Genomic DNA, 26347 nt, shown 5'->3' on the forward strand with positions numbered 1-26347 from the left:
GCGATCCCGAAGGCTTCCGGCGATTTCGGCCGACCTTGCGTGAAGGTTCGGGGTCCCCTTCAGGCTCGCTAAGATGGATCAGATGACCAACTGCTGAAAGTAGCGCGCACATGCCATCCCATCCGGACGAGAGTGCGGCACTGGCAATACAGACTCCCGCAATCAACGACCGCTCCCTTGCGGCCGGACTTGCCTACGCCATGGGGAGCCGTGTTTCCGGGATCTCCTTCGACGCCGCCACCGGGCTGCTGCTGGGCAAGGTGCGGGGCGGCCCGGACGTGCCCTATTCGACGACGGCGAAGCTGGTCCGGAAGGCGGGCGGCTGGAGCTGCACTGTGGGCGTCTGCAGCTGCCCCGTCCGCAAGGACTGCAAGCATGTGGCCGCCCTCCTGTTCGCGGCCGAAGACAACCCCGCAACCCGGATCCAGCTGCTGGCGCCAGCAGATGTCACGCGGCTGTCCCGCCAGAGTGCGCCTTTGGAGGTGGCGGACTGGGAGCAGGCGCTCAGCCCGCTGATTGCCCGTCCCGGCATCACCCAGTCCACCAACGGCATCCCGCTGGCACTCCAGTTCGAGGTCGAGGAGCCCGCCCCGCATTTCTCCTACACCGGCCGCCGCGATCCGCTCCGCAGCGTGTGCCAGCTCAAGGCGCGGCCCGTGATCATGGGGGCCAAGGGCAAATGGATCCGCGGAGACGTCTCCTGGAACACCCTGAGCTACCTGAACTTCCGCCGCGAATGCAACGAGGCCCATGTCGAGTGGATGCAGGAATTCCTGGCTTCCCATACGGCAGTGGCCAACCGCCGGCACGCTGGCACCGCACCTTGGCTGGGGCTGAACACCTACGCAGGGAAGAACCTGTGGAGCCTGCTGGCCGAGGCGCAGAAGATCGGCGTCGCCCTGGTCCATAACCGCGGCACGGAGCCGGTTCGCGTCGTGGACCAGGCGGCCGCCGTCGGGCTGAACCTCACCCGCTTCGGCGCAGCGACGGGCCATGACGGCGGGGCCGGGGCAACCGCACCGTCCGCCGGCGGCGGTGTAGACGACGGCGGCCTGGCGCTCGCGCCGACCATCACGGTCGAGGGCGTCGTTGTCGATCCGGCGTCCGTTGGGACCATCGGCCACCCCGCCCACGGGATCTTCCTGACTTCCGGCGGGGACGCTCTGCCCGGCGTCGCCCCGGCGGATTCCCTGATCACGCTCGCCCCGCTGGAAAGCGGGCTCAGCGAGGAACTCCTCACTTTCGTCACGGCAGGGACCACACTGCACATTCCGGCCCGGGACGAAAGCCGTTTCCTGACGGGTTTCTACCCCAAGCTCAAGCAAACGGCCCGGGTCACGGCCTCCGATGAGTCCGTGGAGTTGCCCACGCTGGCCGTTCCCACCCTGTCCCTGCTCGCCAATTACGGTGCCGACCACAGGGTCCGGCTGCACTGGGAATGGCACTACAAGTCCGGGAACCTGGTCACAGCCCAGCCCCTGTGGCGCCACCCCGGCGATCACGGCTACCGGGACGACGCCGCCGAGGCCCGCATTCTTGAAGGAGTCGGGCAGCCGTGGGACGCGGTCCCGGCACTGGGTGAATCCGCAACCGGAGGCTGGGGAACACCGCGCCTCACGGCGACGGCGGAACTCACGGGCCTGGACACGCTGGCCTTCACCGAGGAGGTGCTCCCCCGCCTCCGCGAGCTCCCCGGCGTCGCCGTGGACACTGCCGGCGAAATGGCGGACTACCGCGAGGCCGAAGAGGCCCCGGTGGTGGCGATTTCAACCAAGGCGACAGACAGCCGGGACTGGTTCGATCTTGGCATCGTGATCACCCTGGAAGGCCAGCCGGTCTCCTTCGCGGCACTGTTTTCGGCCCTCGCGGCAGGCCAGACCCGCATGCTCCTGCCGAGTGGCGCCTACTTCTCGCTGGATCTGCCCGAACTGCACCAGCTGCGGGCCCTGATTGATGAAGCCAGGTCGCTGCAGGACAACAAGGACGCGCCGCTGCAGATCAGCCGCTTCCAGGCCGGTCTCTGGGACGAACTCGCACAGCTCGGCATCGTGGATGAACAGGCGGCTGCCTGGCGCGAGGCGGTCGGAGGCCTGCTGGAGGGCGGCGTAAAGGGCTTGCCGCTGCCCTCAGCGCTGAACGCCGACCTGCGGCCCTACCAGCTGGAAGGCTTCAACTGGCTGAGCTTCCTCTACCGCCACGGGCTGGGCGGCGTGCTTGCCGATGACATGGGCCTCGGCAAGACGGTCCAGGCACTGGCGCTGATGTGTGCCGCGAAGGAATCGGCCAAGGAAACGGCGGGAGAGTCCGCTGAGCCCGGGGCCGTATCGGGCGCCGCCCCCTTCCTGGTCGTGGCTCCCACCAGTGTCGTGGGCAACTGGGAGGCGGAGACCGCACGGTTCGCACCGGGCCTGACGGTCCGGGCGATCGGCGAGACTTTCGCCAAGAGTGGTTCAAAGCCGGCCGAGGCCATGGCCGGCGCGGACATCATCATCACCTCCTACGCCCTGTTCCGGATCGACTACGACGCCTACGCGTCCCGGGACTGGGCCGGCCTGGTCCTGGACGAAGCCCAGTTCGTCAAGAACCACCAGTCCAAGGCCTATCAGTGCGCCCGCAAGCTGCCGGCTGCCTTCAAACTGGCCATCACCGGTACCCCGCTGGAGAACAATCTGATGGAGTTCTGGGCACTCACCTCGATCGTTGCGCCGGGCCTCTTTTCCAGTCCGAAGCGTTTCGCCGAGTACTACCAGAAGCCGGTGGAGAAGAACGGGGACAAGGCGCAGCTGGACAAGCTCCGCCGCCGGGTCCGTCCGCTGATGATGCGTCGCACCAAGGAGCAGGTCATCCACGATCTGCCCCCGAAGCAGGAACAGATCCTCGAGGTGGTGCTGAACCCGCGCCACCAGAAGGTGTACCAGACCCACCTTCAGCGGGAGCGCCAGAAGATCCTCGGCCTGATCGAGGACGTCAACAAGAACCGTTTCACCATCTTCCAGTCGCTGACCCTGCTGCGGCAGCTCAGCCTGGACCCCTCGCTGATTGATCCGTCGCTGTCAGGAGTGCGCTCAAGCAAGCTCGATGTGCTGTTCGAGCAGCTCCAGGACCTGGTGGCGGAGGGCCACCGTGCGCTGATCTTCAGCCAATTCACCGGCTTCCTGGGCAAGGTCCGCGAGCGGCTCGTCGAGGAGAACATCGAGTTCTGCTACCTGGACGGCAGCACCCGCAACCGCACCGACGTCGTCAACGAGTTCAAGAACGGCGCGGCCCCTGTGTTCCTGATCAGCCTCAAGGCAGGCGGCTTCGGCTTGAACCTCACGGAAGCGGACTACGTGTTCCTCCTGGACCCGTGGTGGAATCCGGCATCGGAGGCTCAGGCCGTGGACCGGACGCACCGGATCGGCCAGGCCAGGAATGTAATGGTCTACCGGCTCGTGGCCAAGGACACCATTGAAGAGAAAGTCATGGCGCTCAAGGCTAAGAAATCCCGGCTTTTTGCCGACGTCATGGAAGGCGATGCCCTCTCCGGTGGTGCGCTCACGGCGGACGATCTGGCCGGGCTGTTCAACGACTGAGGGCCTCGAAGGACTCAGGGGTCTGTCGAAGTGCGGCCGGAAGCAACTGGGCGGGAACGTCACCACACCTCGAGGAAGGCGCCCGCGTCTTCGCTTAGCCGGCGTGATCCTGGAATTCGAGGACGTGGTTGCCCGCCTGTAGGAGGGGTGCGAAGAATGCGCCGAGCTTGGCCGTGGCCGTCAGCGGCAGAATGTTGGCCACGTACTGGTCCGGGCGTACCACCACGACGACGCCGCCGCGATCGAGGCCGCGAAGCTCGAAGATGTCCGCCGCCGGATCGGTAGCGTAGACCTTCTCGTAGTCAGTCAGCTGAAATGGTCCGACCTGCGGCTTGAACACCTTCGGAACGGCGCCGATGTCGACGCCAGTGTGTTCCTGCTGGTAGATGACCTTCACGTCGAACCATGCGTCAAGGTCAGCCCCTTCCGGGGTTGCAGCGAGGGGCGAGTCAGGTGCGTTCACGATCCATTCGGCGAACTCGGCGACCGGCGACGCCGTTCCCTCCTGTTGCGTTTGGGGCGATGCAGCGTCGGCGAAGACATAGATGCGCCACCGCCCGTCCGCAGTGGCGTGGTGGCCGAGGTGCATCGGGTTGGTGTCGCAGACACGTACAACGGGCGCGGACTTGAGGCGCTTGCCGATGGGGAAGCCGGTGGCCAGGTCCTGGTGGGCGGGAGCGGCGATGAGCAGCGAGGGTTCGTACTGGGTCATGAAACCGGCGGGGAACTCGGCGGTGCCCACGTAGAAGTCCTCCAGCTCGGAGGGGCTTTGGAACTCCTCGGGCTTCTTCGCCATGAGCGTCGACCACTCCTTGTCGAAGTCGATGAGGTTCTTCGCGATGACCTGGCGTTCAGCCGAATACGTGGACAGCAGGCTCTCCGGGCTGCGGCCCTCAAGCACGTGCCCGAGCTTCCAGCCCAGGTTGAAGCCGTCCTGCATGGAGACATTCATGCCCTGGCCGGCCTTGGCGCTGTGCGTGTGGCATGCGTCGCCGGTGATGAACACGCGCGGCGTGCGCGTGCCGAGCTGGTCCGGCAGGACGTCGTCGAACCGGTCGGTGAGGCGGTGGCCGACCTCGTACACACTGTGCCATGCGACGTTGCGGACATCGAGGGTATAGGGGTGCAGGATCTCGTTGGCCTGGGCGATGATCTGCTCGATCGTGGTGCTGCGCACGGCGCCGTTGTCATCCGGGTCTACTTCGCCGAGGTCGACGTACATGCGGAAGAGGTAGCCGCCCTCGCGCGGGATCAGCAGGATGCTGCCGCCGGCGCCGGACTGGATCGCGCACTTGGTGCGGATGTCCGGGAAGTCCGTGACGGCGAGGACGTCCATGACGCCCCAGGCGTGGTTGGCCTGGTCGCCCGCAAGGGTGCAGCCAATCGAGTCCCGGACCTTGCTCCTGGCGCCGTCCGCGCCTACGACGTATTTCGCCCGGACTGTCCGCTCACGGCCCTCGTCGGGGCCGGCGGTGTGCAGGAGGGTGACGGTGACGGGGTAGTCCGCCGCGTCGTCGACCTCGAGGCTCAGGAACTCGAAGCCGTAGTCCGGCGACATGCGGGTGGGCGCGTTGGCCATGAACTCGGCGAAGTAGTCCAGGACGCGGGCCTGGTTGACGATCAAGTGCGGGAACTCGCTGATGCCTGTCGTGTCGTCCTTGGCGCGGGCGGTGCGGACGATTTTGGCCGGGTCGGCGGGGTCCGGCTTCCAAAAGGCCATCTCAGTGATCCGGTACGCCTCGGCGATGATCCGCTCGGCGAAGCCGAAGGCCTGGAAGGTCTCGACACTCCGGGCCTGGATGCCGTCGGCCTGGCCGATGGGCAGCCGGCCGCCGCGGCGCTCCACGATCCGGGTGGTGATGCCGGGAAACTGGGACAGCTGCGCGGCGGTTAGCATCCCTGCAGGCCCGGTGCCCACAATGAGCACGTCGACCTCGTCGGGTACTTGCGTGGGCCGATCGATGCCGACGCCGGCGGCTGGCCGGATTCGCGGGTCACCGGATACGTAACCGTGGTGGTGGAACTGCACTGGCATTCCTCACTTCGTTGTGTGGTGGTTGGTCCGCCGCCGTCATCGTGTGTTCGATAATAGAACGTGACGTTCGATAATAGAATTGTGGATCTGAAACCAAACTGTACGGCAGGTATGACGTGGGTTACAAGCACGGCAGCAACTCACGGATGAGGTGTGTGGCGGGAATCCGAAGGACACGATGCCCGCCGTCAGGCGGTGGCCACTCCGCCCACGGGCCGTGAGGCTGTCCGCTTGCGGAACCAGCGGCCCACAGCCTTGCCTTTGCCCTTACACCAGTTGTCCTCGTCGGTGTCCTGGCGCCAGCGGAAGGTCACGGCAACGATCAGGAAGACGCCCGAGGCCACGTCCTGCCAGGCTCCGGCGGCCGCATTGATCAGCACACTCACCGCGAGGATCAGGATCGACGGCAACGCCAGGGTCTTGAATATTGTGTTGGCCACGTAGCGCCGATGCGAGCGGGGCACGGAGAGCACCCTGGCCATGTCAGAACAGACGCACACCAGAACGAGCGCATGCCCCAAGGCCATCAGGATCGAGCCCGGCAGGGAACCGGCGAACAGGACCGCCGATTCCAACCCCTGGCTCACAGCACGCCCGCGGACGATCCAGGGCGCAGCCCCGGACCGTCGGTCTTCCATGATTCCAACATGCGTGCCCCCGGCGTCTCCGGCAGTTCGCTGGCCAGCGTGTGCGCGGCCATCCAGCCCTCATTCAACCCGCCAGCCCGTCGCGACGTCCCGCGAAGCAGCTACCCGGGTTTCAGACTCCGGACTACTTGCCGCCGTCTACGATTACTCAAGCAAACGGCGTACGACAAGCCGCACGGGTCCCCGCTGCACGCGGACCCCGTCACTCAGTCCCGCGGGGTCGCCACACGACGAGTGCCTGGGACCTCGCCCGGGGCCGCTTGCCGCGGGCCAGGCTGACGACGTCGCCGGCCGTTCCGGCCGCGAAGATCCTGGCATCCAGAGGTTCGCGGCGCCGGCCCAGTTCCTCGGTCAGCTCGCTCACACGGCCCTGCAGGGCAGCCACCTGGTTCTCCAGCTGGAGAATCCGCTTGATGCCCTCCAGGGAGACACCCGCCTGCGAGAGCCGCTGGACCTCGCGCAGCATGTTCACATCCCGCTGCGAGTACCGCCGGGACTTGCCGGGGGCGCGGCTGGGTGAGACGATGCCCAGCCGGTCGTACTGGCGCAGCGTCTGCGGGTGCATGTCCGCCAGCTCCGCAGCGACGGAGATGACGAAGATCGGCTGATCGAAGTCGATGACCATGGCAGGACCCCGGACTCAGAGCCGTGCCTTGGCTGCCAGCTCGGCGCGGACGTCTTCACCGGCGGTGGCCGCGGCGAAGGCCTGCACGGCCTCCTCCGCTTCCTTGTTCAGGCGCCGGGGAACAGCGACGTCGATCGTCACCAGGAGGTCGCCGGTGGCCTTGGCGTGCTTGACGCCGCGGCCTTTGACGCGGAGCGTACGGCCGGACGGTGTGCCGGCCGGGACCCGGACCTTCACCTTGTCGCCGTCGATGGTCGGAACCTCGATGTCCGCGCCCAGGGCTGCCTCGGGGAAGGAGACCGGGACATGGATCCGGAGGTTGTCGCCGTCGCGGACGTAGAAATCGTGCGGCTTCACGGACACCGTGACCATGAGGTCGCCGTTGCCCGCCGGGCCGTACTGGCCCTTGCCGCGGACCCGGACCTTCTGGCCGTCCTTGATGCCGGCCGGCACGCGGACATCAACGACCTCGCCGTCCGGTTCACGCAGGCCGATCGTGGTGCCGCGGATCGAGCCCGCGAAGGAAATCGTGGTGGACGCGGTACGGTCCGCGCCCTTCTGTGGGGCACGCTGGAAGGACTGTCCCCCGCCGAAACCGCCGCCGAATAGGTCTGCGAACTCGGGCGGGATGCCGCCGGCTGTGCTGTAGCTGCCGGAATGGCGTCCGCCGCCGCCGGTGAAGAGGCCGCCGAAGAGATCCTCAAATCCCGCGCCGCCGCTCGTTCCGCCGCCGCCGCCGGGAGCAAACCGGGCGCCGCCGCCCATGGCCCGGATCGCGTCGTACTGCTGACGCTCGTCGGCGTCCGAGAGCACGGAATAGGCCTCGGAGATGTCCTTGAACTTCTTCTCCGAAGCGGTATCCCCGGCGTTGGTATCCGGGTGGTGCTGCCGCGCGAGCTTCCGGTAGGCCTTCTTGATGTCGGCGTCGGAAGCGTCTTTGGCGACACCAAGGATCTTATAGAAGTCCTTGTCCACCCAGTCCTGGCTAGCCAATGGCGTTTCCTTTCAAAAGTCGTGCAGAGTGCGCTTCGCAGATGATGGGCCCCCGCCCCTTCGCGTGGTGGCTTGGTCCTTGCGGACCAAGCMCCGCGAAGCGGGCACCGCCCCCTATCCGGCGGAGCGCCAAACGCAACCTACGCCGGCACAGCCACGATGACCTGTGCCGCGCGGAGCACCCGGTCGCCGGACTTGTAGCCCGAGCGCAGGACCTGGCTGACGGTATCGACCTCAACGTCCGTGCCGGGCTGCTGGATGAGGGCCTCGTGGATCGTGGGATCGAACTCCACTCCGGTCTCATCGATGCGGACCAGACCGTACGTCTTGAGCGCGTTCTCCAGCTTGGCGGCGATCGCGGCGAACGGGCCGTCCGCGAGGTCCCCGTGCTGGCGGGCGGCGTCGACGTCGTCCAGCACCGGAAGCAGGGCATTCAGGACGCCGATAACGGCCATCTCCCCTGCCACGGCGCGGTCGCGCTCTACGCGCTTGCGGTAGTTGACGTACTCGGCCTGAAGGCGTCGGAGATCGTTCTTCAGTTCCTCGGCCTCTGCCGCGTCGACTCCCTGCGCCACCGATTCCGCGGCAGGAACCTCGACGCTGTTGAGGATGTCCTCCGCCTGGGACAGTGCGTCCCCGGACTCGGCGTGCTCCTGGTCAGGGTGGCGTGCCTGGCCGGTCTTCGGATCAACCTTGCGGTTGTCGTGGATGACCGGCTTTTGCGGCTCGTTCTCCTGGTTGGCGGCGTCGCCCTGGTGCCCGGACGAACCGTGCTCCTCTTCGTTACCGTGATGCGGCATGGCTACTTCTTCTCGTCTTCGTCAACGATCTCGGCGTCGACGATGTCCTCGTCGGAACCTTCCGCGTGCTCTCCCGCTGGGGCCTGGGCACCCTGGGCACCGGTGGCGCCGTCCGGGGAACCGGCCTGGGCGTAGATGGCTTCGCCGAGCTTGGTCTGGGAAGCCTGCAGCTTCTCGAACGCGGACTTCACGGCCGCGTCGTCGGTGCCTTCGAGCGCCTTCTTCAGGGCGTCGACGTCGGCCTGGACCTCGGTCTTGACCTCTTCAGGCAGCTTGTCGGCGTTGTCGGCGATCAGCTTGTCCACGGAGTAGGCGAGCTGCTCGGCCGTATTGCGGGTGTCGGTGGCCTCGCGGCGCGCCTTGTCCTCTGCCGCGTGCTCTTCGGCGTCACGGACCATGCGGTCGATGTCATCCTTGGAGAGTGCGGTGCCGCCGGTGATGGTCATCGACTGTTCCTTGCCGGTGCCCTTGTCCTTCGCGGAGACGTGCACAATGCCGTTGGCGTCGATGTCGAAGGTGACCTCGACCTGCGGGACGCCACGGGGGGCCGGGGCGATGCCGGTCAGTTCAAAGGTGCCGAGCGGCTTGTTGTCGCGGGTGAACTCGCGCTCGCCCTGGAAGACCTGGATGGCCACGGACGGCTGGTTGTCATCTGCCGTGGTGAAGGTCTCGGACCGCTTGGTCGGGATGGCGGTGTTGCGCTCGATCAGGTGCGTCATGATGCCGCCCTTGGTTTCGATGCCCAGCGACAGCGGGGTGACGTCGATCAGCAGTACGTCCTTGCGCTCGCCCTTGAGGACACCGGCCTGCAGGGCAGCGCCAACGGCGACGACCTCGTCCGGGTTAACGCCCTTGTTGGGCTCCTTGCCGCCGGCCAGTTCCTTGACGAGGTCGTACACGGCGGGCATGCGGGTGGAGCCGCCGACGAGCACGATGTGGTCGATCTCGGAGAGCTTGATGCCGGCTTCCTGGATGACGTCGTGGAACGGCTTCTTGGTGCGGTCCAGCAGGTCCTTGGTGAGGTCCTGGAACTTGGCGCGGGTCAGCTGCTCGTCCAGGTGGACCGGGCCGTCGGGGGTGACGGAGAGGTACTGGAGGGAGACGTTCGTGCTCGACGAGGAGGACAGCTCCTTCTTGGCCTGCTCGGATGCCTCACGCAGGCGCTGGAGTGCGATCTTGTCCTTGGAAAGGTCGATGCCCTTGACCTTGAGCTGGTTCAGCAGGTAGTCCACCACACGCTGGTCCCAGTCGTCGCCGCCGAGGCGGTTGTCACCGGCGGTGGAGCGCACCTGGATGGTGGAGAAGTTATCTTCGTCTTTGCCTACCTCCAGAAGGGAGACGTCGAAGGTTCCGCCGCCGAGGTCGAAGACGAGGATGAGTTCGTCTTCCTTGCCCTTGTCCAGGCCGTAGGCCAGGGCGGCTGCAGTGGGCTCGTTGACAATGCGCAGCACCTTCAGGCCCGCGATTTCGCCGGCCTCCTTGGTGGCCTGGCGCTGGGCGTCGTTGAAGTAGGCCGGAACGGTGATCACGGCGTCCGTGACCTTTTCGCCCAGGTAGGACTCGGCGTCGTTCTTCAGCTTCATGAGGATACGCGCGGAGATTTCCTGCGCCGTGTACTTCTTCTCGTCAATGGCCACGGTCCAGTCAGTGCCCATGTGGCGCTTGACGGACGCAATGGTGCGGTCAATGTTGTTGACGGCCTGGCGCTTGGCGATCTCGCCGACCAGGACCTCGCCGGTTTTGGAGAATGCAACGACCGACGGCGTGGTGCGGCCACCCTCGGCGTTGGCAATGACGGTGGGCTCGCCACCTTCGAGAACGGAGACGACGGAGTTGGTGGTTCCGAGGTCAATACCTACTGCACGTGACATGTGTTGCTTCCTTACTTTCCTGGGAATCTCTTAAAGGCTGCGGACCCAAGGGTTTCAACCCCATTAATCCGACCGTTGTTGAGCGATCTGCACTCAACTCTACCCAGACCCGGATTTAAGTCAATCCAAAGTTGAGTCGAGTGGACTCAACTTTGAATTAACGGCCTTCCGCTTCGATTCCAAACAGCCGGATTTCCGGCTTTCCGGCGCCTGCCGTGCCCCGGTTTCGCCCTGCGCGAACCCGGCCGCCGGGCTCACCGTTCAGCTGTCCCCGCGCGCCGCCTCGTCGCGATCGGCGTCCCCGGCAGCCTGACCGCCGGTCCGCCGGACGCCGCCAGCTGCGGCTGTTCCGGCAGCGCCGTAGTCCCCCTCGGGATACTCGCCCTCCTCGACGACGGCGGCAGCCTCACCCACAGCTCCGGCCGTTCCATAGTCCCCCTCAGGGTAGGCACCCTCTTCCTCGCCGACGGACGACGCTCCGGCCACTCCGGCGTGGCCGTAGTCCCCGGCGGGATATTCACCTTCGACGGCCGTGGACGGGTTTTCGCCCGCGACACCCGCCGAACCGTAATCGCCCTCGACGTACTGGCCTTCGGCGGCTTCGGCTTCGGTAGCCCGCGAAGCTTCGGCGGCTGCGGTTTCGGGCTCCGGGGCCGGCGTGCCGGCACCCTGCTTCTGTGCTGCCGCACGATCAATCTCGTTGTGTTCAGACATGCTGTTTTCAGACATGGACGGACCCTTCCAGGAAGCACCGGGCACGCCCGGGCGGGCGCAGGGGCATTCTATCGAGCGCGCCATCGAGGCAACAGTGGCGCCAGGGAACGGGCCGAGGAGGCAGCCGCCGCCACCGCGTCCTGGTGGGGGGACCAGGCAAAGTGGCGGCGGCATCCCCCGGCTAATGGGCCGGGCCGGCCGGATGGTTACCGGGCGGCGGCGGCCTCGGTTTCCTCGGGTGCGACGGCGGTCGGGCCGCCTGGCGCCGGCACGTCCGATTCCGGGCGGCCCAGGCGGGCCGGCCACCAGATGCGCCGTCCGAGGTCGTAGGCCAGGGCAGGGACCAGGAGGGAGCGGACCAGCACGGTATCCAGGAGGACACCGAAGGCGACGACAAACGCGATCTGCACGAGGAACATGATGGGAATGACGCCAAGGGCCGCAAAGGTGGAGGCGAGGACCACCCCTGCGGAGGTGATCACACCGCCCGTAACGCCCAAGCCGCGCAGGATGCCGGGCCTGGAGCCATGCTTCAGCGATTCCTCCCGGACCCGGCTCATCAGGAAGATGTTGTAGTCCACGCCCAGGGCGACCAGGAAGACAAACCCGAACAGCGGCACCGTGGCATCGGCCCCCGGGAAATGGAAGACGTTGTTGAACACGACTGCCGAGACCCCCATGGCCGCGCCGTAGGACAGGACCACCGAGGCCACCAGCAGGACCGGTGCCAGCACTGAACGCAGCAGCAGCATGAGGATCACGAGGATGACGGCCAGGATGACCGGGATGATCGTCACCAGGTCACGCTGGGCGGTGGTGTTCGTGTCCAGCGCGGTGGCGGTCACGCCGCCCACCAGCGCGCCGTCGTCGATCGTCTTCAGTTCCTGCCTCAGCGACATGACGACCTTCTCGGCCTCGCTGGAGTCAGCCGCGAAGTCCAGCGTGGCGTTGATGAGCACTTTTCCGTCCCGCACCGCCGGGGCAGTGGAGGCGCCGGGCGCTCCGGTGATCGGGACGCTGCCCTCTGCCAGCAGGAAGGCGCCGCCGACGCCGCCGCTGGTCTTGACCTTGTCCAGCACGTCCTGCGCCTTTGCCTGGTCGGCAACAATCACCGCGGGGCTGCCGGACCCGGCGTCAAAGTGCCGGGCCAGGGCGTCCTGGCCGTCGACGGCGTTGGACGCGGTGAGGATGAGATCCGTCTGCGGAACCCCGTTGGCCTTGAGCTGGAGGACTCCCGCGGACGCCACCAGAAGCAGGAGCGCAGAGGCCACCCAGACGGTCCGGGGCCGGCGCGAAACGAGGGAGCCCGTTGCACGCCACAGCCCCTTCTGGCCTTCCAGGCCGGTGACAAACTCAGGTTCCCGCTCCGCTTCCGGGAGGAGTTTCGGACGGAACGGCCAGAACGCGGCGCGACCCAGCAACGCCAGCATGGCGGGCAGGAGGGTCAATGCCGCGAAGAGGGAGCACAGGATGCCTGCCGCCGCCACCGGGCCAAGCGCCCGGTTGGAATTGAGGTCGGAGAACAAGAGGCACAACAGCGCGATGATGACCGTAGCGCCGGACGCCAGGATCGGCTCGAAGGAGGCTTTCCACGCCGTGAGCACCGCCGCGGTCCGGTTGGTGGTGTGCGTGAGCGCCTCACGGAACCGTGCCACGAAAAGCAGGGCGTAGTCCGTGGCGGCGCCGATCACGAGGATGGACAGAATGCCCTGGCTCTGGCCGTTGAGCTGAATCCAGCCGAGTTTGGCCATGCCGAAGACCAGCAGGATAGCGGCACAGAGGGCGAACACGGACGTGAACAGCACCGCGATGGGCAGCAGCAGGGAGCGGTACACGACCAGCAGGATTAGGAACACGGCCGCGAGCGCCACGAGCAGCAAGATGCCGTCGATGCCGGCGAAGGCGCCCACGAAGTCCGCCGCCAGACCGGCCGGGCCGGTCACGAAGGTCCGCATCCCCTCCGGGGCGGAGGCCCTGACCTCATCGCGGAGCCCCTTGACGGCAACCTTGACCTCGCCCGAGGAGGAGATCGGAACCACGAACTGTACTGCCTTCGAATCCCGGGACGGGACGGGGCCGATGACGGCGCTGACGTCCTTGAGCGCTTCCAGCTTCCCCTTGAGCGCGGCCGCCTGCCCGAGCTGCCCCGGGGTGAAGGCAGAGTCGCTCTCGATCACGATGACTGCGGGGATTTCGCTGGAATCCCGGAACCTGGCCTGCCAGTCCTGGGCTTCGGTGGCTTCGGCGCCCGCGGGCAGGAAAGACGCCTGGTCGTTGGAGGAGACTTCGCCCAGGCGGCCAAAAGTGGGGCCGCCGATGCCGGCGATGGCCAACCACGTCACAACGAGCAGCACGGGGACCAGCCAGCGGAGCCAGAACGGGACGCGGGAGGTGATGCGGGAAGTGGCGTTCATGGGTCCTTCTGGGGGCTGCCTCGGAGGAGTAGAATATTCTCCATAGTAGACTATCTCCACTATGGAGATAACCCCCCGTGGGAAGACTCAGCGGGAAAGACGGCTGGGAAGAATAATCCGGAAAGACGGCAGCGAATGTCCTGCAGCACCTGTCTGGCGTCCTCTGCAGTAAACTCCGGGGGGCGCAGTTCACGGCGCCGCCGCGAACTGGCCACGGCCCGGCCCACCCTTGCCGCTGCCCTGAAGGAGGCTCATTGTGCCAACGGAAGTACCGGGACGACCGGAGGGCACCGGGCCGCCGCCCCTGGTCCGGCTCCTTCAGGACTTCACCCTCGAAACAAACCGCTACGTGGACTCCGTCGGCGGCCGAAATGACATGCACCGGACCGATCTCAACGCCCTGGCCGTCATCATGCGCCACACTGCGCGGGGCGAGATCGTCACTCCCGGCCTGCTGAGGACGGAGCTGAATCTCAGTTCCCCCGCCACGACGGCCTTGATCGACCGGCTCCACAGCTCCGGCCATGTGGTCCGCGAACGCGAGGGGACGGACCGCCGGCAGGTTCAACTCCGCATGACGCCGAAGGCTTATCGCGACGGCGGTGCCATGTTCCTCCCGCTGGCCCGTCACATGGGTGCCGCGATGGCCGCGTTCTCTCCCGCGGAGCTGGACATTGTCACCCGGTTCATGAACTCAATGATCGACGCCACCCTCAGCGCTGGGCGGGAGGCGTCGCAGGAGACGTCACCGGCTCCAGCTGATTCGCAATAACCGGCGTTTCGCCGCTGGACGATCCCGGTTGTGAGCCCGCTGGGGCACTGCCGGGGGTGCCCGCAGGCTTTCCAGCGCGTTCGCCCGCGCCCCGGCCCGCGAACCGCCCGCCGGCCCAGGCCGCGGCTGCCGCCAGCGCTGCCGGGACCAGGAGCGCCCAGCCGCTGAACAGCAGGACCGCCACCATTACAGCCGCGGCCACAACGACGCCGTACCAGGCGGCGGTCCGAGGGCGCAGCAGCCGGATGCCGGCGGCCAGGCCGAACGCCGTCACTGCGGTGAAACATGCCGACGCCGCCCCGATCTGGAACTGCATGTCCGTCAGCCCGACGATTGCAGCGGCGAAGGACAGCACCGTGAGGACAGCCAGGGTCGCCAGGCTTCCGGCCGGAACCTGCCCGGGCGCCGAGCCCCGGGCGAGTGGCCGCGGCAGCACGCCGTCGGACGCCAGCGCGGCGCCGAGCCGGCTGGCGCCCGCCACGAAGGTATTGATGGGGCCGAACGTCAGGACGGCCGCTGCGACGGCGGTCATTGGAGCGGCGAGGCTGCCGAGGCCCTTCTCCAGCAGGTCCGCGATGGGTACTGCACTGCCGGGCAGCTGAGGGCCGAGCACCGCCACCGAGGCCGCGACGACGCCGATGTAGACCACGCCCACCACGATCAGCGTCAGCCATGTGGCCCGCTTGAGGTCGCGCTCCGGATTGCGGAACTCCCCCGCAAGGTGCGAGACGGCTTCCCAGCCTGCGAAGCAGAAAAACAGCAGGCTTGCCGCATCCCCGACGGCCCAGTATCCGTGCGGTGCGAAGGGCTGGAAATTCTCCGCCCTCGCGTGCGGTGCGGCGAGGACGACGGCGAGCGTCAGCAGCCCGACCAGCAGGACCATGAGCAGCAGCTGGATCCGGCTGGACACCCGAATCCCGACGGCGTTGCTGACGAAGGCGGCCAGGAGGATCACGGCCGCGGCCAGCACCGCGGTTTCCCGTCCGCCGCCCAGGGCGTGGGCGATGTAGTTGCCGCCGATCACGGCCGTCGCCGGGGCGCCGCAGGGGATCGAGAAGTAGAAGAGGTAGCCGGCCACCACCGAGGCGCGGCGGCCGAAAGCGCGCTTGACGAAGTGGGCGATTCCTCCGGCGTCGGGCTGCTGGCGGCTCATTTCGGCGAAGCTGAAGGCCACCGGGATGCAGAAAACCAGCAGGAGTGCCCACGCAAGCAGCGACGCCGGGCCCGCTTCCTTGGCTGCAATGGCGGGAAGGACCAGCACCCCTGAGCCGAGGATTGCCCCGACGTAGATGCCTGTCGCCCGGAACAGGCCGAGTCCTCCGGTGTTGCTGTTGTTGATCTCCACTCCTCTAATGATCCGCATACCCGCCGCCGGGAGAAGCCGCAAAACTGCCGGTCAGCCGCGAAATACTGCCTGCTTCCGCTGGCCACGCGCGGAAGGGTAGCGTTCCATTATGAGTGCTGAACAGCCCGAAGATGTCTACACCCACGGCCACCACGAGTCCGTAGTCCGGGCCCACGCCTCCCGGACGGCGGAGAACTCCGCAGCGTTTGTCATCCCACACCTCCTCCCCGGGGTCTCGGTACTCGACGTCGGCTGCGGGCCCGGCAGCATCACCTGCGACTTCGCGGACGTCGTCGCCCCCGGCAAAGTCACCGGCCTGGACCGGTCGCCCGACGTGATCGCCCAGGCGGGCGCCCTTGCCGCCAAACGCGGCGTGGCAAACGTCGAATTCGTTGCCGGCAACGTCTACGACCTCGCCTTCGGGGACGAGTCGTTCGACGTCGTCCACGCGCACCAGGTCCTCCAGCATCTGACGGACCCGGTGGCTGCTTTGCGCGAGATGCGCCGCGTGGCCAAGGCCGGCGGCATCGTGGCCGTGCGCGACGCCGATTTCCACGGCATGAGCTGGTACCCCGCCATCCCGGAACTCGACGAATGGATGGGGCTGTACCAGCGGGTCGCCCGCCGCAACGGTGCCGAGCCCGACGCCGGCCGTCGCCTCGTGTCCTGGGTGCAGGCCGCCGGGTTCACGGACGTGGCGCCATCGAGCAGCAACTGGTTGTACGCGACCGGCCAGCAGCGGCGCTGGCAGGCCCGGGTGTGGGGCGAGCGGGTGCTGCATTCGGCCTTCGCGGACCAGGCGCTCGAGTACGGCCTTGCCAGCGAGGCGGACCTCGCCCGGATCTCCGCGGGCTGGCACCGGTGGGGCTCCACGGGCGACGGCTGGTTCCTGATCCCCAACGGCGAGGTGATCGCCCGCGCGTGAAGCCACCCGGACACATGCCGTTCCATGGGTTCTTCCGGACCATAACCACTTCGCAAGGAGTTCGACATGAAATACATGATCATGATGTTTGGCTCGTCCGAGGCCATGATGGGCTCCTCCGATCCTGCGTGGGTCAAGGAGATGATCGGCTACATGATCCGGATCGACAAGGATCTGCGCGACTCCGGCGAGCTGGTGTTCAACGCCGGTCTGGCTGACGGCAGCACCGCGAAGCTGGTCAGGCAGACCGACCACGGCGCGGTCACCACCGAGGGGCCGTTCGCGGAGGCCAAGGACTCGCTCATCGGCTACTGGGTGGTGGAGGTAGCCAGCGAGGAACGCGCCATCGAGATCTGCTCGGGCATCGTCAAATACGCCCAGGTGGTGGAGCTCCGGGCAGTTCCGGACGGCCCGCCCGAGGTCTAATCCGGCGTCGGTTCTCCGCGCGGGTGCCCGCCGCGGGCCGCCGGACGGCTCACAGCACCGCCACAGGCACGCGAAAGGGCGGGCATAACTCCGGAGCTGAGGCTGGGAACAGGCCGAATCCTCGGCCGGCCCGGATTCCCGGGCCCCAGCGAAGGAGCAACACCATGGCTAAGATCAACAAGACCACCGCGGGCATCATGCTCGCTGCAGTCATCGGCGGCGGCGCCATCGGCGCCTCAGCACTGCCGGCGATGGCAGCCGACACCACGGGCAGTTCGACGTCTACCGCGGCCAGCGGCTACGACAACGGCTACGGGACGCCCGGCGGCGGAACCGGAGCCCCGCGCGGACCGCACCAGGCCAACGGCAAGACGGAAGAACTCCTCACCGGCGACACCGCCGCGAAGGTCGAGGCTGCCGTCAAGGCCGCCCAGCCGGGCGCGACGATCGAACGGATGGAAACCGATGCCGACGGCGCCACCTACGAAGCCCACATCACCAAGGCGGACGGCACCCACGCCACCGTGCTGTTTGATGCGAACTTCACCATCACCGAAACCCAGGACCAGGGCCAGGGCGGCCCCGGCGGAGGCCATGGCGGCCCCGGCGATGCCGACGCGGACGACGCCACGGGCGGCGCCACCTCCAACGGCTGACCCTGGGCGGACCACCCCGGACAACGGGGCGCAGCCGTTGTCCGGGGCGCAGCCGTTGTCCGGGCGAAGCCTCCATTCGTGGCGCTCAGCCATTCCCTGGCTTCCGCACAGCCGATAGGGTGCTCGAAGGACGCCCGACTAAGGAGAACCCCATGCGCAAAGTGACGGCCGGTCTTTTCTGCTCCGTGGATGGCGTGGTTGAAGACCCGTTCCTCTGGCAGTTCGACAGTTTCGACGAGGAACTTGGCGCCGGGATGGGCGAGATGATGGGCCGGATCGATGCCGGGCTCCTGGGCCGTGTCGGGTACCAGCAGTGGGCGGAGTACTGGCCGAACGCTGAAAGGGACGCCGACTTCGCGGGCTTCATCAACCCGCTGCCGAAATTTGTCGCGTCCCGGACGCTGGGCGGGGACCTGGAATGGCAGAATTCGCGCCTGATCGACGGTCCGCTGGAGGACTTCGTGGCGGACATGAAGAACAGCGACGGTGGCGACATCGGTGTCTTCAGCAGCATCTCGCTGGTCCGTCAGCTGCTATTCGCGGGGCTGCTCGACAGCTTGATGCTCATTGTCCATCCCGTGATCGCGGGCAGCGGCCGACGGCTCTTCAACGACGGCGATCCGCTGACCCGGCTGGTGCTCCAGGAGTCGCAGCAGACCAGCAAAGGCAACATGATCCTCAGCTACGGCCTCCGCGGCGACTGACGTCCCAGTCAGCTAACCACGCCAGCCAATCAACGTAACCAGCCCATCATCCAGTCCTGCCGGCCACGCCGGCGGCCGTAAACTTGGCTGGTGCAACCCTCCCTTTGGCTGGCCCTGGCCGGCGCCGGCGTCCTGATCAGCTTCACCCCCGGCGCAGGAGCCATTAACACGATGAGCAATTCGCTGAACTCGGGCTTCCGCCGTTCCATCTGGGGAATACTGGGCCAGCAGGCGGCCCTGATCGTGCACATCCTGATCGTGGCCCTGGGGGTCGGGGTGCTCGTAGCCAGCTCCCCGGTGGCCTTCAACGTCATCCGCTACGCCGGGGCCGCGTACCTGGTTTACCTCGGCATCCGGCAGTTCCTGCATAAGCCGGATCTGGACCAGGAGAAGGCCGCTGCTCTGCGCAATGAGCCGGCATTCTCCATGTTCCGCCGCGGGTTGTGGGTCAACCTGCTCAACCCGAAGGCAATCGTCTTCTTCCTGGCGTTCATGCCCCAGTTCATCAGGCCCGGGAATCCGCTGCTTCCCCAGTACCTGGTCCTGTCAGCCACCGTGGTGGTCATCGACATCCTGGTGATGTGGTTTTTCTTCGCCGCTGCGGCCAAATCCTTCCAGCGTTTCACCCACGATGCCCGCGGACAGTTGATCCTGAACCGGACGTTCGGCGTCCTGTTCGTGGCGGTCGGCGTCCTGCTGGCGCTGATCCACTGAGGCCGGGAACCTTGGAGCCATGGTGTACGTTGCATTGCCGTCAGAGAAGAATGTCAAAGAAAAGGGAATGACCTAAGTGGCAACCGATTACGACGAAGTACGATCCGATGTCAAGGAATCCCAGGACCGTTCCCTGGAGGCCCTGCAATCCGCGAACGCCCCGGATGCCCGCAGCGTCGTCCGCGAACTGGATGAAGCCGACGCGTTTGACGAGGCCGCTGTCCCGGGCGGAGAGTTTGTGGCCGAGGAACTGATCGTCCAGGTGATCCCCCAGGCGGAGGACGAATTCACCTGCTACTCGTGCTTCCTGGTCCGGCACCGGTCCCAGATCGCGCTCGAAAAAAACGGTCACGCCTACTGCGTTGACTGTGAAGGCTAAGGCGCCCGCGGATTCCCGTCGTCAGACGCGGCCGGGCTTCAGGGCCCGGAGGTCCGACTTACGGATCTTGCCGCTGGCCGTCCGCGGCATCTCGTCCACGAACACCACCGACTTGGGGATCTTGTAGCGCGCCAGCCTGCCGTCCAGATGGGTCCGCAGCTGCTCTTCAGTCAGCTGCGCCCCCTCCCGGAGGAGCACCACAGCCCGCGGGACTTCGCCCCACTTTTCATCCGGCACCCCGATCACGGCCACGCTGCCGACGGCGTCGAGCTCGGTGATGGCCTGCTCCACCTCCGCCGGATAGATGTTCTCGCCGCCGGAGATGATCATGTCCTTGAGCCGGTCGGAGATGAACACAAATCCGTCCCCGTCCTTGTAGCCCATGTCACCGGACTTGAACCATCCGTCGTGCGTGCAGGAATCGGCGGCGGCCCCGGGCCGGTTCCAGTATTCGCGGATGACGTTGGGCCCCTTGATCTGGATCTCCCCCACCGTTCCCGGCGCCGCCGGACCTGCTGCCGGGTCGGCGGGGTCGCCCACCCGGACATCCGTGAAGAAGTGCGGCAGCCCCGAGGATCCGGCCTTGTCGCGGGACCGCGCGGCTGGCAGGGTGGTGGCGCCGGGCGCCGTCTCGGTCATGCCGTAGCCGTTGGAGAAACGCAAACCGCGCCGTTCGTACGCTTCCAGGACCCGGAGGGGAACGGCGGATCCTCCGCACGTGAGCTTGTTCAGAGAGCTGAGGTCCGTGGCGGCCCAGGCCGGGTGTTCGCACAGCATCTGGTAGGTGGTGGGAACCCCGCTGATGGTTGTCGCGCGGTGCTGTTCGATCAGCTGCAGGGTCCGTTGTGGATCGAACTTCGGCTCCAGGACGACGGTCCCGCCTTTGAGCAGCGTGGGGAGGACACCCATGTCCAGGGATGCCACATGGAACATTGGGGAGATCATCAATGCCACATCCGTGGAGGCGAAATCGAAATCGACCAGCACGTTGATGCAGTTCCACGTGATGTTCCCGTGGGTCAGCAGGGCCCCCTTCGGGTTTCCCGTGGTTCCCGAGGTGTAGAGGATCATGGCGCCGTCATCCAGCCCCACCGGTTCGTCCAGGGGCAGCGCCGTCCCGGAGGCAACAACGTCCTCGAAGCCCTCCGGCGCCGGGCTCCCGGCGGGAGTCGGCGTGCCGCCGTCGTGCACCCCGCCCGGCGCACGATCGCCGTCCCGGGAATCGTCGACGACGATCCGCCGCACGACCGCGGTGTCTACGGCGCCGCGCTCGGCGAGGTCAGCGAGGCTCGCCGAATGAACCAGCACGGAAGCGCCGCTGTCCCGCAGCTGGAACTGCACTTCGGGCGGCGCCAGCCGGGTATTGAGCGGGACGAAGACGGCCCCCGCCAGCCCTGCCGCAAAGAGGGTTTCCAGGAATGAGGGATCGTTGTCACCCAGGTAGGCCACCCGGTCCCCCGCAGCCACACCGCGGTCCCGGAGGGCATTGGCGAGCCTGGCGGAGCGCTCCGCCAGCTGTTCGTAGCTGAGCTCACGGGTTCCGTTGATGATGGCCGTCTTGGTGCCCGACTTCGGGCGGCGCCGTTGGAGCCACGAGCCGATGCCAAAATTTTCCACGGCGGATCCTTTCTAAGGTAGACGGTAGTGCCTGCGGGCACGGTCAGGGCCGGACGGCTTGAAGATCGTTGTTTTTCGGTTCCCGCGTCAGGAGGATGAAGACGATGGAAACTACGGACATGGTGACGAGGTACCAGACCACCGAGGCGGTGTTCTGCCCGGAGTCCTTGAAGATCTGCGCGACGATGCCCGGGGTGAAGCCTGCCCCCAGGAGGGTTGCCAGCTGGTAGCCGAGCGACGCGCCGGTGTACCGCGAGGTGGTGCCGAACTGCTCGGAGACGAAGGCAGCCAGCGGCCCGAACAGAGTCGAGTGGATCATGAGTCCCACGGCGAAGGCGACGAAGATCAGCGCGATGTTGTTCGAGGACAGGAGCTGGAACATCGGCACGAGGTAGATGATGAAGAGCACGAGGCCGCCGATCATCACGGGCCGCCTGCCCAGTTTGTCCGAGAGCCTGCCGCCCATGATCACAAAGGCGATGGATACAAACGAGGCTGCCGCGAACGCGTACAGCACGCCCTGGCGGTCGGCCCCCTTGGAGACCGCATAGGTCACGGAGAACGTGGCCAGGACAACCTGGAGCGCGAAGCCGGCCGCCCCGGCCAGCATGGTGAAGACCAGGGTCTTGGGCCGGCGGAGGACCTGAAGCAGCGGCAGCACAGGCTTGCCCGCGGCGGCCTGGTCCTCCTGCTCGGCTTTCTCTTGTTCAAGGGCCGCTTTGAAGATCGGGCTTTCGGAGACCTTGAGCCGGACGAACATGCCCACGCCCAGCAGGACGAAGGACAGCAGGAACGGCACGCGCCAGCCCCAGGCGAGGAACTGTGCGTTGGGCAGCGCGGAGAAAGCACCCATGACGAGGGTGCCGAGCACGGCACCGGTGGGGGCGCCGGCATTGACGAACGACGCCGCGAATCCCCGCTTCCCGGATTCCGAGTGTTCCAGCGCCATCAGGGCGGCCCCGCCCCACTCACCGCCCACGGCAATACCCTGGAGGACACGGAGGACCACGAGCAGCACGGCGCCCCAGGGGCCGGCCACCGAGGCGTCCGGCACCAGCCCGATCAGGGTCGAAGCGATGCCCATGACCAGCATGGACACGATCAGCATGCCCTTGCGGCCGACCTTGTCGCCGAAGTGGCCGAAGATGACGCCGCCGAGGGGCCGGGCCACGTAACCGGCCGCGAACGTCCCGTAGGCGGCCACGACCCCCACCCAATCGTCCAGGCCGGAGAAGAACACCTTGGGGAAGACCACGGCCGCGGCGGTGGCGTACAGCAGGAAGTCGTAGTACTCGATGGTGCTGCCCAGGTAGCTGGAGGCAATGACCGTGCGCGCTTCTTTGCGCCGCTCGGCCGTGCCCAGGGCCTGGAGCTGGGTGAGTCCGGACATGGTTGTTCCTTTGAACAGAGGGAAGGGGACGGATGGACTGCGGGACGCGGCCTCTGGAGCGGCCTATTTGTAGAAGCGGGCGAGGAATTCGGCGACGACGGCCGGGCGCTCCTGGCCCTCGATTTCGATCGTGTTGGCCACTTTGATCTGGGCGCCGCCCTTGACCTCGGTGACCTCGGTGATGGTGGACTGCATGCGGATGCGCGCGCCCACCTTGACCGGGGAGGTGAAGCGGACCTTGTCCAGGCCGTAGTTCACCTTGGTGGTGACGCCGTCGACGTCGAACAACTCGCCCCAGAACGGGATGATGAGCGAGAGGGTGAGGAACCCGTGGGCGATCGGGGCGCCGAACGGCCCGTTCTTGGCCCGTTCCGGGTCCACGTGGATCCACTGGCCATCCCCCGTGGCGTCGGCGAACTTGTTGATCTGTTCCTGGGTGATTTCGCGGTAGTCGGTGACGCCGAGGTCGGTGCCGGCGAGGGTAAGCAGTTTGTCGAAGTCGACGACGAGATTAGGCATGGTGGCCTCCTGTAGGGCTGGGTGGGGTAGGGCTGGGGGCTAGGGAACCGTCCGACGGCGGTGCCGGAGGCCAGTGCAAAGACCGCGGGTCAGCGGGTGAAGGCGCTTTCGCCGGTCAGCGCCCGCCCGATAATCAGGGCGTTGATTTCGTGGGTGCCTTCGTAGGAGTAGACGGCTTCCGCGTCGGCGTGGAACCGGGCGACATCGGTCTCGAGGGTGATGCCGTTGCCACCGACGACTTCGCGCGCCAGCGCCACAGTTTCGCGCATCAGCAGGGACGTTTGCATCTTGGCCAGGGCCGAGTCCTGGTCCCGGTAGACCCCCTTGGCCTGCTGCTCCGTCAGCCGGACCACGAGGGACAGTGCCGAAGTGACGTTTCCCAGCATCCGGGCGAGCTTTTCCTGGACCAGCTGGAAGGACGCCAGCGGGCGGCCGAACTGCCGGCGTTCCATGACGTAGCGCAGGGCCGCCTCGAACGCCCCGGCTGCGATGCCGGTGGCGATCCAGGCAACGTCCGAGCGCATGGCCCTCAGCATCGCGGCGACGTCCCGGAACGAGTCCACGTTGTGCAGTCGCATCGACTCGGGAACCCGCACGCCCTCGAGGGTAATATGCGCGTTTTGCATCATCCGCAGCGCGGTCTTGCCATGGATCTTCTCCAGCGTGACCCCGGAAGCCTCGCGGTCCACGAGGAAGGCCTTGACCTGCCCGTCGGCAACATCCCGGGCGAAGACGGCCAGGACGTCAGCCGTTGCCGCGCCGCCGATCCAGCGCTTGGCGCCGTCCAGGACCCAGGTGTCGCCGCCCGGGCTGGACTCACGCCGGGCAGTCGTGGAGAGACCGCCGGCGATGTCCGAGCCGGACTCCGGCTCGGTGAGGGAGAAGACGCCCTTGAGGGAGAAGTCGATGACTTTCGGCATCCACTCCTCCTGCTGCTCGGCAGAGGCTCCCACCCGGATGGCGGTCCGGAAGAGTCCGGCCTGCGCGGTGTAGAAGGTGGCGAGCGAGGCGTCGGTGCGGGCGAGTTCGAACACCCGGAAGCCCTGGTAGATCCCCCGGGCAGGTGTTCGCTCTGCACCGGGGGCGCCCGTCAGTTCGGCAGGTTCCATCAGGTCCAGGTCGATCAGGGGCCTGGCGAGCTCGTAGGGGAACTCACCGCGTTCCCAGTAGTCGGCCAGGAGCGGACGGGCCTGCCTGTCCAGGAAGTCCCGCAGCCGCCCCAACACCCTGAGTTCCCCGCCGGTGAGAAGGGACTCGGCATCATAGTAGTCGCAGACGCTGTACAGGCGCTCCTGTGCGGCGGGAACGGCCGTGGCTGCGCGCACGCTCACCTCAACCACCCAGTCCGAGCAGGCGCACGGCGTTGTCCTTGAGGATCTTGGGCCGGACCTCGTCCTTGAGCGGCAGGTCCGCGAAGGCGCCCAACCATTTCTGCGGGGTGATCAGCGGGAAGTCGGTGCCGAACAGCACCTTGTCCTGCAGGACCGAGTTGGCCATCTTCACGAGCGACTCGGGAAAGTATTTCGGGGACCAGCCGGAGAGGTCGATGAACACGTTGGACTTGTGCGTGGCGATCGAGTTGGCCTCGTCCTGCCACGGCACCGAGGGGTGGGCCATGATGATCTGCAGTTCCGGGAAGTCCGCGGCCACGGCGTCGAGCAGGAGCGGGTTGGAGTAAGCCAGCTTGATGCCGTATCCACCGGGGAGCCCGGCACCCATGCCGTTCTGGCCCGTGTGGAAGATGGCCGGCAGGCCCAGTTCCTGGAGGACTTCCCACAGCGGGTAGAACTGCTCGTTGGAGGGGTCGAAGCCCTGCAGGCTCGGGTGGAACTTGAAGCCGCGGGCGCCGAGGTCGATCGCCTGGTGCTTGGCGCCCTGGATGGCGTCGGCGCCGGTGCGGGGGTCCACGCTGCCGAAAGGAATCAGGACGTCGTTGTGCCGCGCCGCCCCGGCGATAAGGTCGGGAATGCTGTTGGGCTCGTGCTTGAGCTGGGTCCGGGCGTCGACGGTGAAGACGACGGCGGCCATGTTCAATCCGCGGTATAACTCGGCGATGCGGTCCAGTGACGGCGAGCGGTCCTCGGCTTTGAAGTACTTCGCGGAGGCCTCGGTGAGGGCCGCAGGCAAAGACCCGTGGCCGTGGCCGTCCACCTCAAGGTGGACGTGCATGTCGATGGCGTCGATTTTGGCGGCATCAATGCCGAGTTCATAGCGCTGCGCCGGCATGGCTAGCCGACCTTCGCCGGCGCGGCGGCGGCCCCGGGCTGTGCCGCTGCCGGCTGTGCCGCTGCCGGCTGCAGGTCCTCCGGCAGGGGCAGGAAGTCCTCGCCGACGGTTTGGAGCTTGCCGCCGAAGAGCGCACCGAAGTTTTCCACGAGGTCCTGGTAGGCCCAGCCGCCGTCGCGGTATTCGGTGGCGGCCGCTTCGGGGTGGGTCCAGAGCTGCAGCCTGTCGCCGCCGGCGCCGATGGCCTGGCCGGTGACGCCGGCCGCCGCGTCGGAGGCGAGGAAGGCCACCAGCCCGGCAACGTCGCCGGCCGTGCCGAAGCCGAGTTCATGGCGGAAGAAGGCCGGCATTGGCCGGCCGCTCTCGTCAGCCTCGACGGCCTTCTGGAAGTACGGGACCGTCTTGGTCATCGCGGTGGCGGCGACGGGGATGACGGCGTTGGCGGTGACACCGGCCTTCTTCATTTCCAGCGCCCAGGTCCGGACCATGCCCACGATCCCGGCCTTCGCAGCGGCGTAGTTGGTCTGGCCGAAGTTGCCGCGCTGGCCGGTCGGGGAGCCGATCGTGATGATGCGGCCGGCGATGCCGTTTTCCTTGAAGTAGGCATACGCCTCGCGGACGCAGGTGAAGGTGCCGCGCAGGTGGACGTTGATGACGGCGTCGAAGTCCTCATCCGTCATCTTCAGCAGGCTCTTGTCCCGCAGGATGCCGGCGTTGGTGACCAGGATGTCCAGCCGGCCGAACTCCTCGATGGCTGCCTGTACAAGCTGGCGGGCGACCTCCGAGCTGCCCACGGGCGCGACGACGGCGGCGGCCCGGCCGCCGTCGGCCTCCACTGTCCGGACCGCTTCGGCGGCCACGTCGGCGTCGACGTCGTTGATGACGACGGCGGCGCCCTGGCGGGCCAGTTCCCTCGCGTAAGCGAGTCCAAGCCCGCGTCCGCTTCCCGTGACGATCGCTACTTTGCCTGACAGGCTCATCGCTGCTCCTTTGCTAGCCGGAT

23 protein-coding genes are annotated in these 26347 nt (G+C 67.0%); 8 read left to right on the forward strand and 15 right to left on the reverse strand.

Going from position 1 to position 26347, the window contains the following annotated elements; translation table 11 throughout:
- Window positions 1-110: 110 nt before the first annotated feature.
- Window positions 111-3572: a DEAD/DEAH box helicase gene (locus AC1DCZ_RS12205; protein WP_476974815.1), complete on the forward strand. Its 3462-nt coding sequence runs from the start codon at window positions 111-113 to the stop codon at window positions 3570-3572.
- Window positions 3573-3666: 94 nt separating this feature from the next.
- Here AC1DCZ_RS12205 and AC1DCZ_RS12210 read toward each other — a convergent pair whose 3' ends face one another.
- The 8 genes from AC1DCZ_RS12210 to AC1DCZ_RS12245 all read right to left on the reverse strand — a co-directional run bounded on the left by AC1DCZ_RS12210 (window position 3667) and on the right by AC1DCZ_RS12245 (window position 13671).
- Window positions 3667-5601, reverse strand: coding sequence for an FAD-binding monooxygenase (locus AC1DCZ_RS12210; RefSeq protein ID WP_476974816.1), 1935 nt, complete (start codon window positions 5599-5601; stop codon window positions 3667-3669).
- A gap of 194 nt (window positions 5602-5795) precedes the next feature.
- Window positions 5796-6245: a hypothetical protein gene (locus AC1DCZ_RS12215; protein ID WP_476974817.1), complete on the reverse strand. Its 450-nt coding sequence runs from the start codon at window positions 6243-6245 to the stop codon at window positions 5796-5798.
- Window positions 6246-6456: 211 nt separating this feature from the next.
- Window positions 6457-6879, reverse strand: a complete 423-nt coding sequence (locus tag AC1DCZ_RS12220) for a heat shock protein transcriptional repressor HspR (protein WP_476974818.1) — start codon at window positions 6877-6879, stop codon at window positions 6457-6459.
- A gap of 15 nt (window positions 6880-6894) precedes the next feature.
- Entirely contained in the window at window positions 6895-7872 is a 978-nt protein-coding gene (locus AC1DCZ_RS12225) for a DnaJ C-terminal domain-containing protein (RefSeq protein WP_476974819.1), read from the reverse strand.
- A gap of 140 nt (window positions 7873-8012) precedes the next feature.
- Window positions 8013-8672: a nucleotide exchange factor GrpE gene (locus AC1DCZ_RS12230; protein ID WP_476974820.1), complete on the reverse strand. Its 660-nt coding sequence runs from the start codon at window positions 8670-8672 to the stop codon at window positions 8013-8015.
- Window positions 8673-8674: 2 nt separating this feature from the next.
- The gene (gene dnaK / locus AC1DCZ_RS12235; RefSeq protein WP_476974821.1) at window positions 8675-10543 is read right to left on the reverse strand and encodes a molecular chaperone DnaK; all 1869 of its coding nucleotides are present in this window, start codon (window positions 10541-10543) and stop codon (window positions 8675-8677) included.
- 261 nt (window positions 10544-10804) lie between these two features.
- Window positions 10805-11272, reverse strand: coding sequence for a hypothetical protein (locus AC1DCZ_RS12240; protein WP_476974822.1), 468 nt, complete (start codon window positions 11270-11272; stop codon window positions 10805-10807).
- Between the two features lie 191 nt (window positions 11273-11463).
- Entirely contained in the window at window positions 11464-13671 is a 2208-nt protein-coding gene (locus AC1DCZ_RS12245; RefSeq protein ID WP_476974823.1) for an MMPL family transporter, read from the reverse strand.
- A gap of 256 nt (window positions 13672-13927) precedes the next feature.
- Here AC1DCZ_RS12245 and AC1DCZ_RS12250 point away from each other — a divergent pair, with 256 nt between their 5' ends.
- The gene (locus AC1DCZ_RS12250; RefSeq protein ID WP_476895942.1) at window positions 13928-14443 is read left to right on the forward strand and encodes a MarR family winged helix-turn-helix transcriptional regulator; all 516 of its coding nucleotides are present in this window, start codon (window positions 13928-13930) and stop codon (window positions 14441-14443) included.
- Here the strand turns inward: AC1DCZ_RS12250 and AC1DCZ_RS12255 are convergent.
- On the reverse strand, window positions 14385-15788 hold the full coding sequence (locus tag AC1DCZ_RS12255) for an APC family permease (RefSeq protein ID WP_476974824.1): 1404 nt from the start codon (window positions 15786-15788) through the stop codon (window positions 14385-14387). The two genes, AC1DCZ_RS12250 and AC1DCZ_RS12255, sit on opposite strands and share 59 nt — an antisense overlap.
- Window positions 15789-15897: 109 nt before the next feature.
- Here AC1DCZ_RS12255 and AC1DCZ_RS12260 point away from each other — a divergent pair, with 109 nt between their 5' ends.
- The 6 genes from AC1DCZ_RS12260 (at window position 15898) to AC1DCZ_RS12285 (ending at window position 19592) form a co-directional block, all read left to right on the forward strand.
- Window positions 15898-16713, forward strand: coding sequence for a methyltransferase domain-containing protein (locus tag AC1DCZ_RS12260; RefSeq protein WP_476974825.1), 816 nt, complete (start codon window positions 15898-15900; stop codon window positions 16711-16713).
- 66 nt (window positions 16714-16779) lie between these two features.
- On the forward strand, window positions 16780-17139 hold the full coding sequence (locus tag AC1DCZ_RS12265) for a YciI family protein (RefSeq protein WP_476974826.1): 360 nt from the start codon (window positions 16780-16782) through the stop codon (window positions 17137-17139).
- A 164-nt stretch (window positions 17140-17303) separates the two neighbouring features.
- Window positions 17304-17795, forward strand: coding sequence for a hypothetical protein (locus AC1DCZ_RS12270; RefSeq protein ID WP_476974827.1), 492 nt, complete (start codon window positions 17304-17306; stop codon window positions 17793-17795).
- A 152-nt stretch (window positions 17796-17947) separates the two neighbouring features.
- On the forward strand, window positions 17948-18499 hold the full coding sequence (locus tag AC1DCZ_RS12275) for a dihydrofolate reductase family protein (protein WP_476974828.1): 552 nt from the start codon (window positions 17948-17950) through the stop codon (window positions 18497-18499).
- 90 nt (window positions 18500-18589) lie between these two features.
- Window positions 18590-19213 (forward strand): LysE family transporter, encoded by a 624-nt coding sequence (locus AC1DCZ_RS12280; protein ID WP_476974829.1) that lies wholly within the window; start codon window positions 18590-18592, stop codon window positions 19211-19213.
- 76 nt (window positions 19214-19289) lie between these two features.
- Window positions 19290-19592, forward strand: coding sequence for a DUF4193 domain-containing protein (locus AC1DCZ_RS12285; protein WP_476895935.1), 303 nt, complete (start codon window positions 19290-19292; stop codon window positions 19590-19592).
- Between the two features lie 21 nt (window positions 19593-19613).
- On the opposite strand, the gene AC1DCZ_RS12290 is transcribed toward AC1DCZ_RS12285, so the two are convergent.
- The 6 genes from AC1DCZ_RS12290 to AC1DCZ_RS12315 all read right to left on the reverse strand — a co-directional run bounded on the left by AC1DCZ_RS12290 (window position 19614) and on the right by AC1DCZ_RS12315 (window position 26324).
- A complete protein-coding gene (locus AC1DCZ_RS12290; protein WP_476974830.1) occupies window positions 19614-21209 on the reverse strand; it encodes an acyl-CoA synthetase in 1596 nt (531 codons plus the stop codon).
- 43 nt (window positions 21210-21252) lie between these two features.
- Window positions 21253-22599 carry an MFS transporter gene (locus AC1DCZ_RS12295; RefSeq protein WP_476974831.1) on the reverse strand — a complete coding sequence of 449 codons (1347 nt, stop codon included), beginning with the start codon at window positions 22597-22599 and terminating at the stop codon, window positions 21253-21255.
- 63 nt (window positions 22600-22662) lie between these two features.
- The gene (locus AC1DCZ_RS12300; protein WP_476974832.1) at window positions 22663-23118 is read right to left on the reverse strand and encodes a MaoC family dehydratase; all 456 of its coding nucleotides are present in this window, start codon (window positions 23116-23118) and stop codon (window positions 22663-22665) included.
- An 89-nt stretch (window positions 23119-23207) separates the two neighbouring features.
- A complete protein-coding gene (locus tag AC1DCZ_RS12305; RefSeq protein WP_476974833.1) occupies window positions 23208-24443 on the reverse strand; it encodes an acyl-CoA dehydrogenase family protein in 1236 nt (411 codons plus the stop codon).
- 7 nt (window positions 24444-24450) lie between these two features.
- On the reverse strand, window positions 24451-25344 hold the full coding sequence (locus tag AC1DCZ_RS12310; RefSeq protein ID WP_476974834.1) for an amidohydrolase family protein: 894 nt from the start codon (window positions 25342-25344) through the stop codon (window positions 24451-24453).
- 2 nt (window positions 25345-25346) lie between these two features.
- Window positions 25347-26324: an SDR family oxidoreductase gene (locus AC1DCZ_RS12315; protein ID WP_476974835.1), complete on the reverse strand. Its 978-nt coding sequence runs from the start codon at window positions 26322-26324 to the stop codon at window positions 25347-25349.
- Window positions 26325-26347 lie beyond the last annotated feature (23 nt).

Source organism: Arthrobacter sp. 10N418 (assembly GCF_056394725.1).

Bases quoted from the DNA above. Each gene is read 5' to 3' on its own strand.
- AC1DCZ_RS12205 (WP_476974815.1), top strand. From the start codon at position 111: ATGCCATCCCATCCGGACGAGAGTGCGGCACTGGCAATACAGACTCCC.
- AC1DCZ_RS12215 (WP_476974817.1), bottom strand. From the start codon at position 6,245: ATGGAAGACCGACGGTCCGGGGCTGCGCCCTGGATCGTCCGCGGGCGT.
- AC1DCZ_RS12220 (WP_476974818.1), bottom strand. From the start codon at position 6,879: ATGGTCATCGACTTCGATCAGCCGATCTTCGTCATCTCCGTCGCTGCG.
- AC1DCZ_RS12230 (WP_476974820.1), bottom strand. From the start codon at position 8,672: ATGCCGCATCACGGTAACGAAGAGGAGCACGGTTCGTCCGGGCACCAG.
- dnaK (WP_476974821.1), bottom strand. From the start codon at position 10,543: ATGTCACGTGCAGTAGGTATTGACCTCGGAACCACCAACTCCGTCGTC.
- AC1DCZ_RS12240 (WP_476974822.1), bottom strand. From the start codon at position 11,272: ATGTCTGAAAACAGCATGTCTGAACACAACGAGATTGATCGTGCGGCA.
- AC1DCZ_RS12245 (WP_476974823.1), bottom strand. From the start codon at position 13,671: ATGAACGCCACTTCCCGCATCACCTCCCGCGTCCCGTTCTGGCTCCGC.
- AC1DCZ_RS12260 (WP_476974825.1), top strand. From the start codon at position 15,898: ATGAGTGCTGAACAGCCCGAAGATGTCTACACCCACGGCCACCACGAG.
- AC1DCZ_RS12265 (WP_476974826.1), top strand. From the start codon at position 16,780: ATGAAATACATGATCATGATGTTTGGCTCGTCCGAGGCCATGATGGGC.
- AC1DCZ_RS12270 (WP_476974827.1), top strand. From the start codon at position 17,304: ATGGCTAAGATCAACAAGACCACCGCGGGCATCATGCTCGCTGCAGTC.
- AC1DCZ_RS12275 (WP_476974828.1), top strand. From the start codon at position 17,948: ATGCGCAAAGTGACGGCCGGTCTTTTCTGCTCCGTGGATGGCGTGGTT.
- AC1DCZ_RS12295 (WP_476974831.1), bottom strand. From the start codon at position 22,599: ATGTCCGGACTCACCCAGCTCCAGGCCCTGGGCACGGCCGAGCGGCGC.
- AC1DCZ_RS12300 (WP_476974832.1), bottom strand. From the start codon at position 23,118: ATGCCTAATCTCGTCGTCGACTTCGACAAACTGCTTACCCTCGCCGGC.
- AC1DCZ_RS12310 (WP_476974834.1), bottom strand. From the start codon at position 25,344: ATGCCGGCGCAGCGCTATGAACTCGGCATTGATGCCGCCAAAATCGAC.
- AC1DCZ_RS12315 (WP_476974835.1), bottom strand. From the start codon at position 26,324: ATGAGCCTGTCAGGCAAAGTAGCGATCGTCACGGGAAGCGGACGCGGG.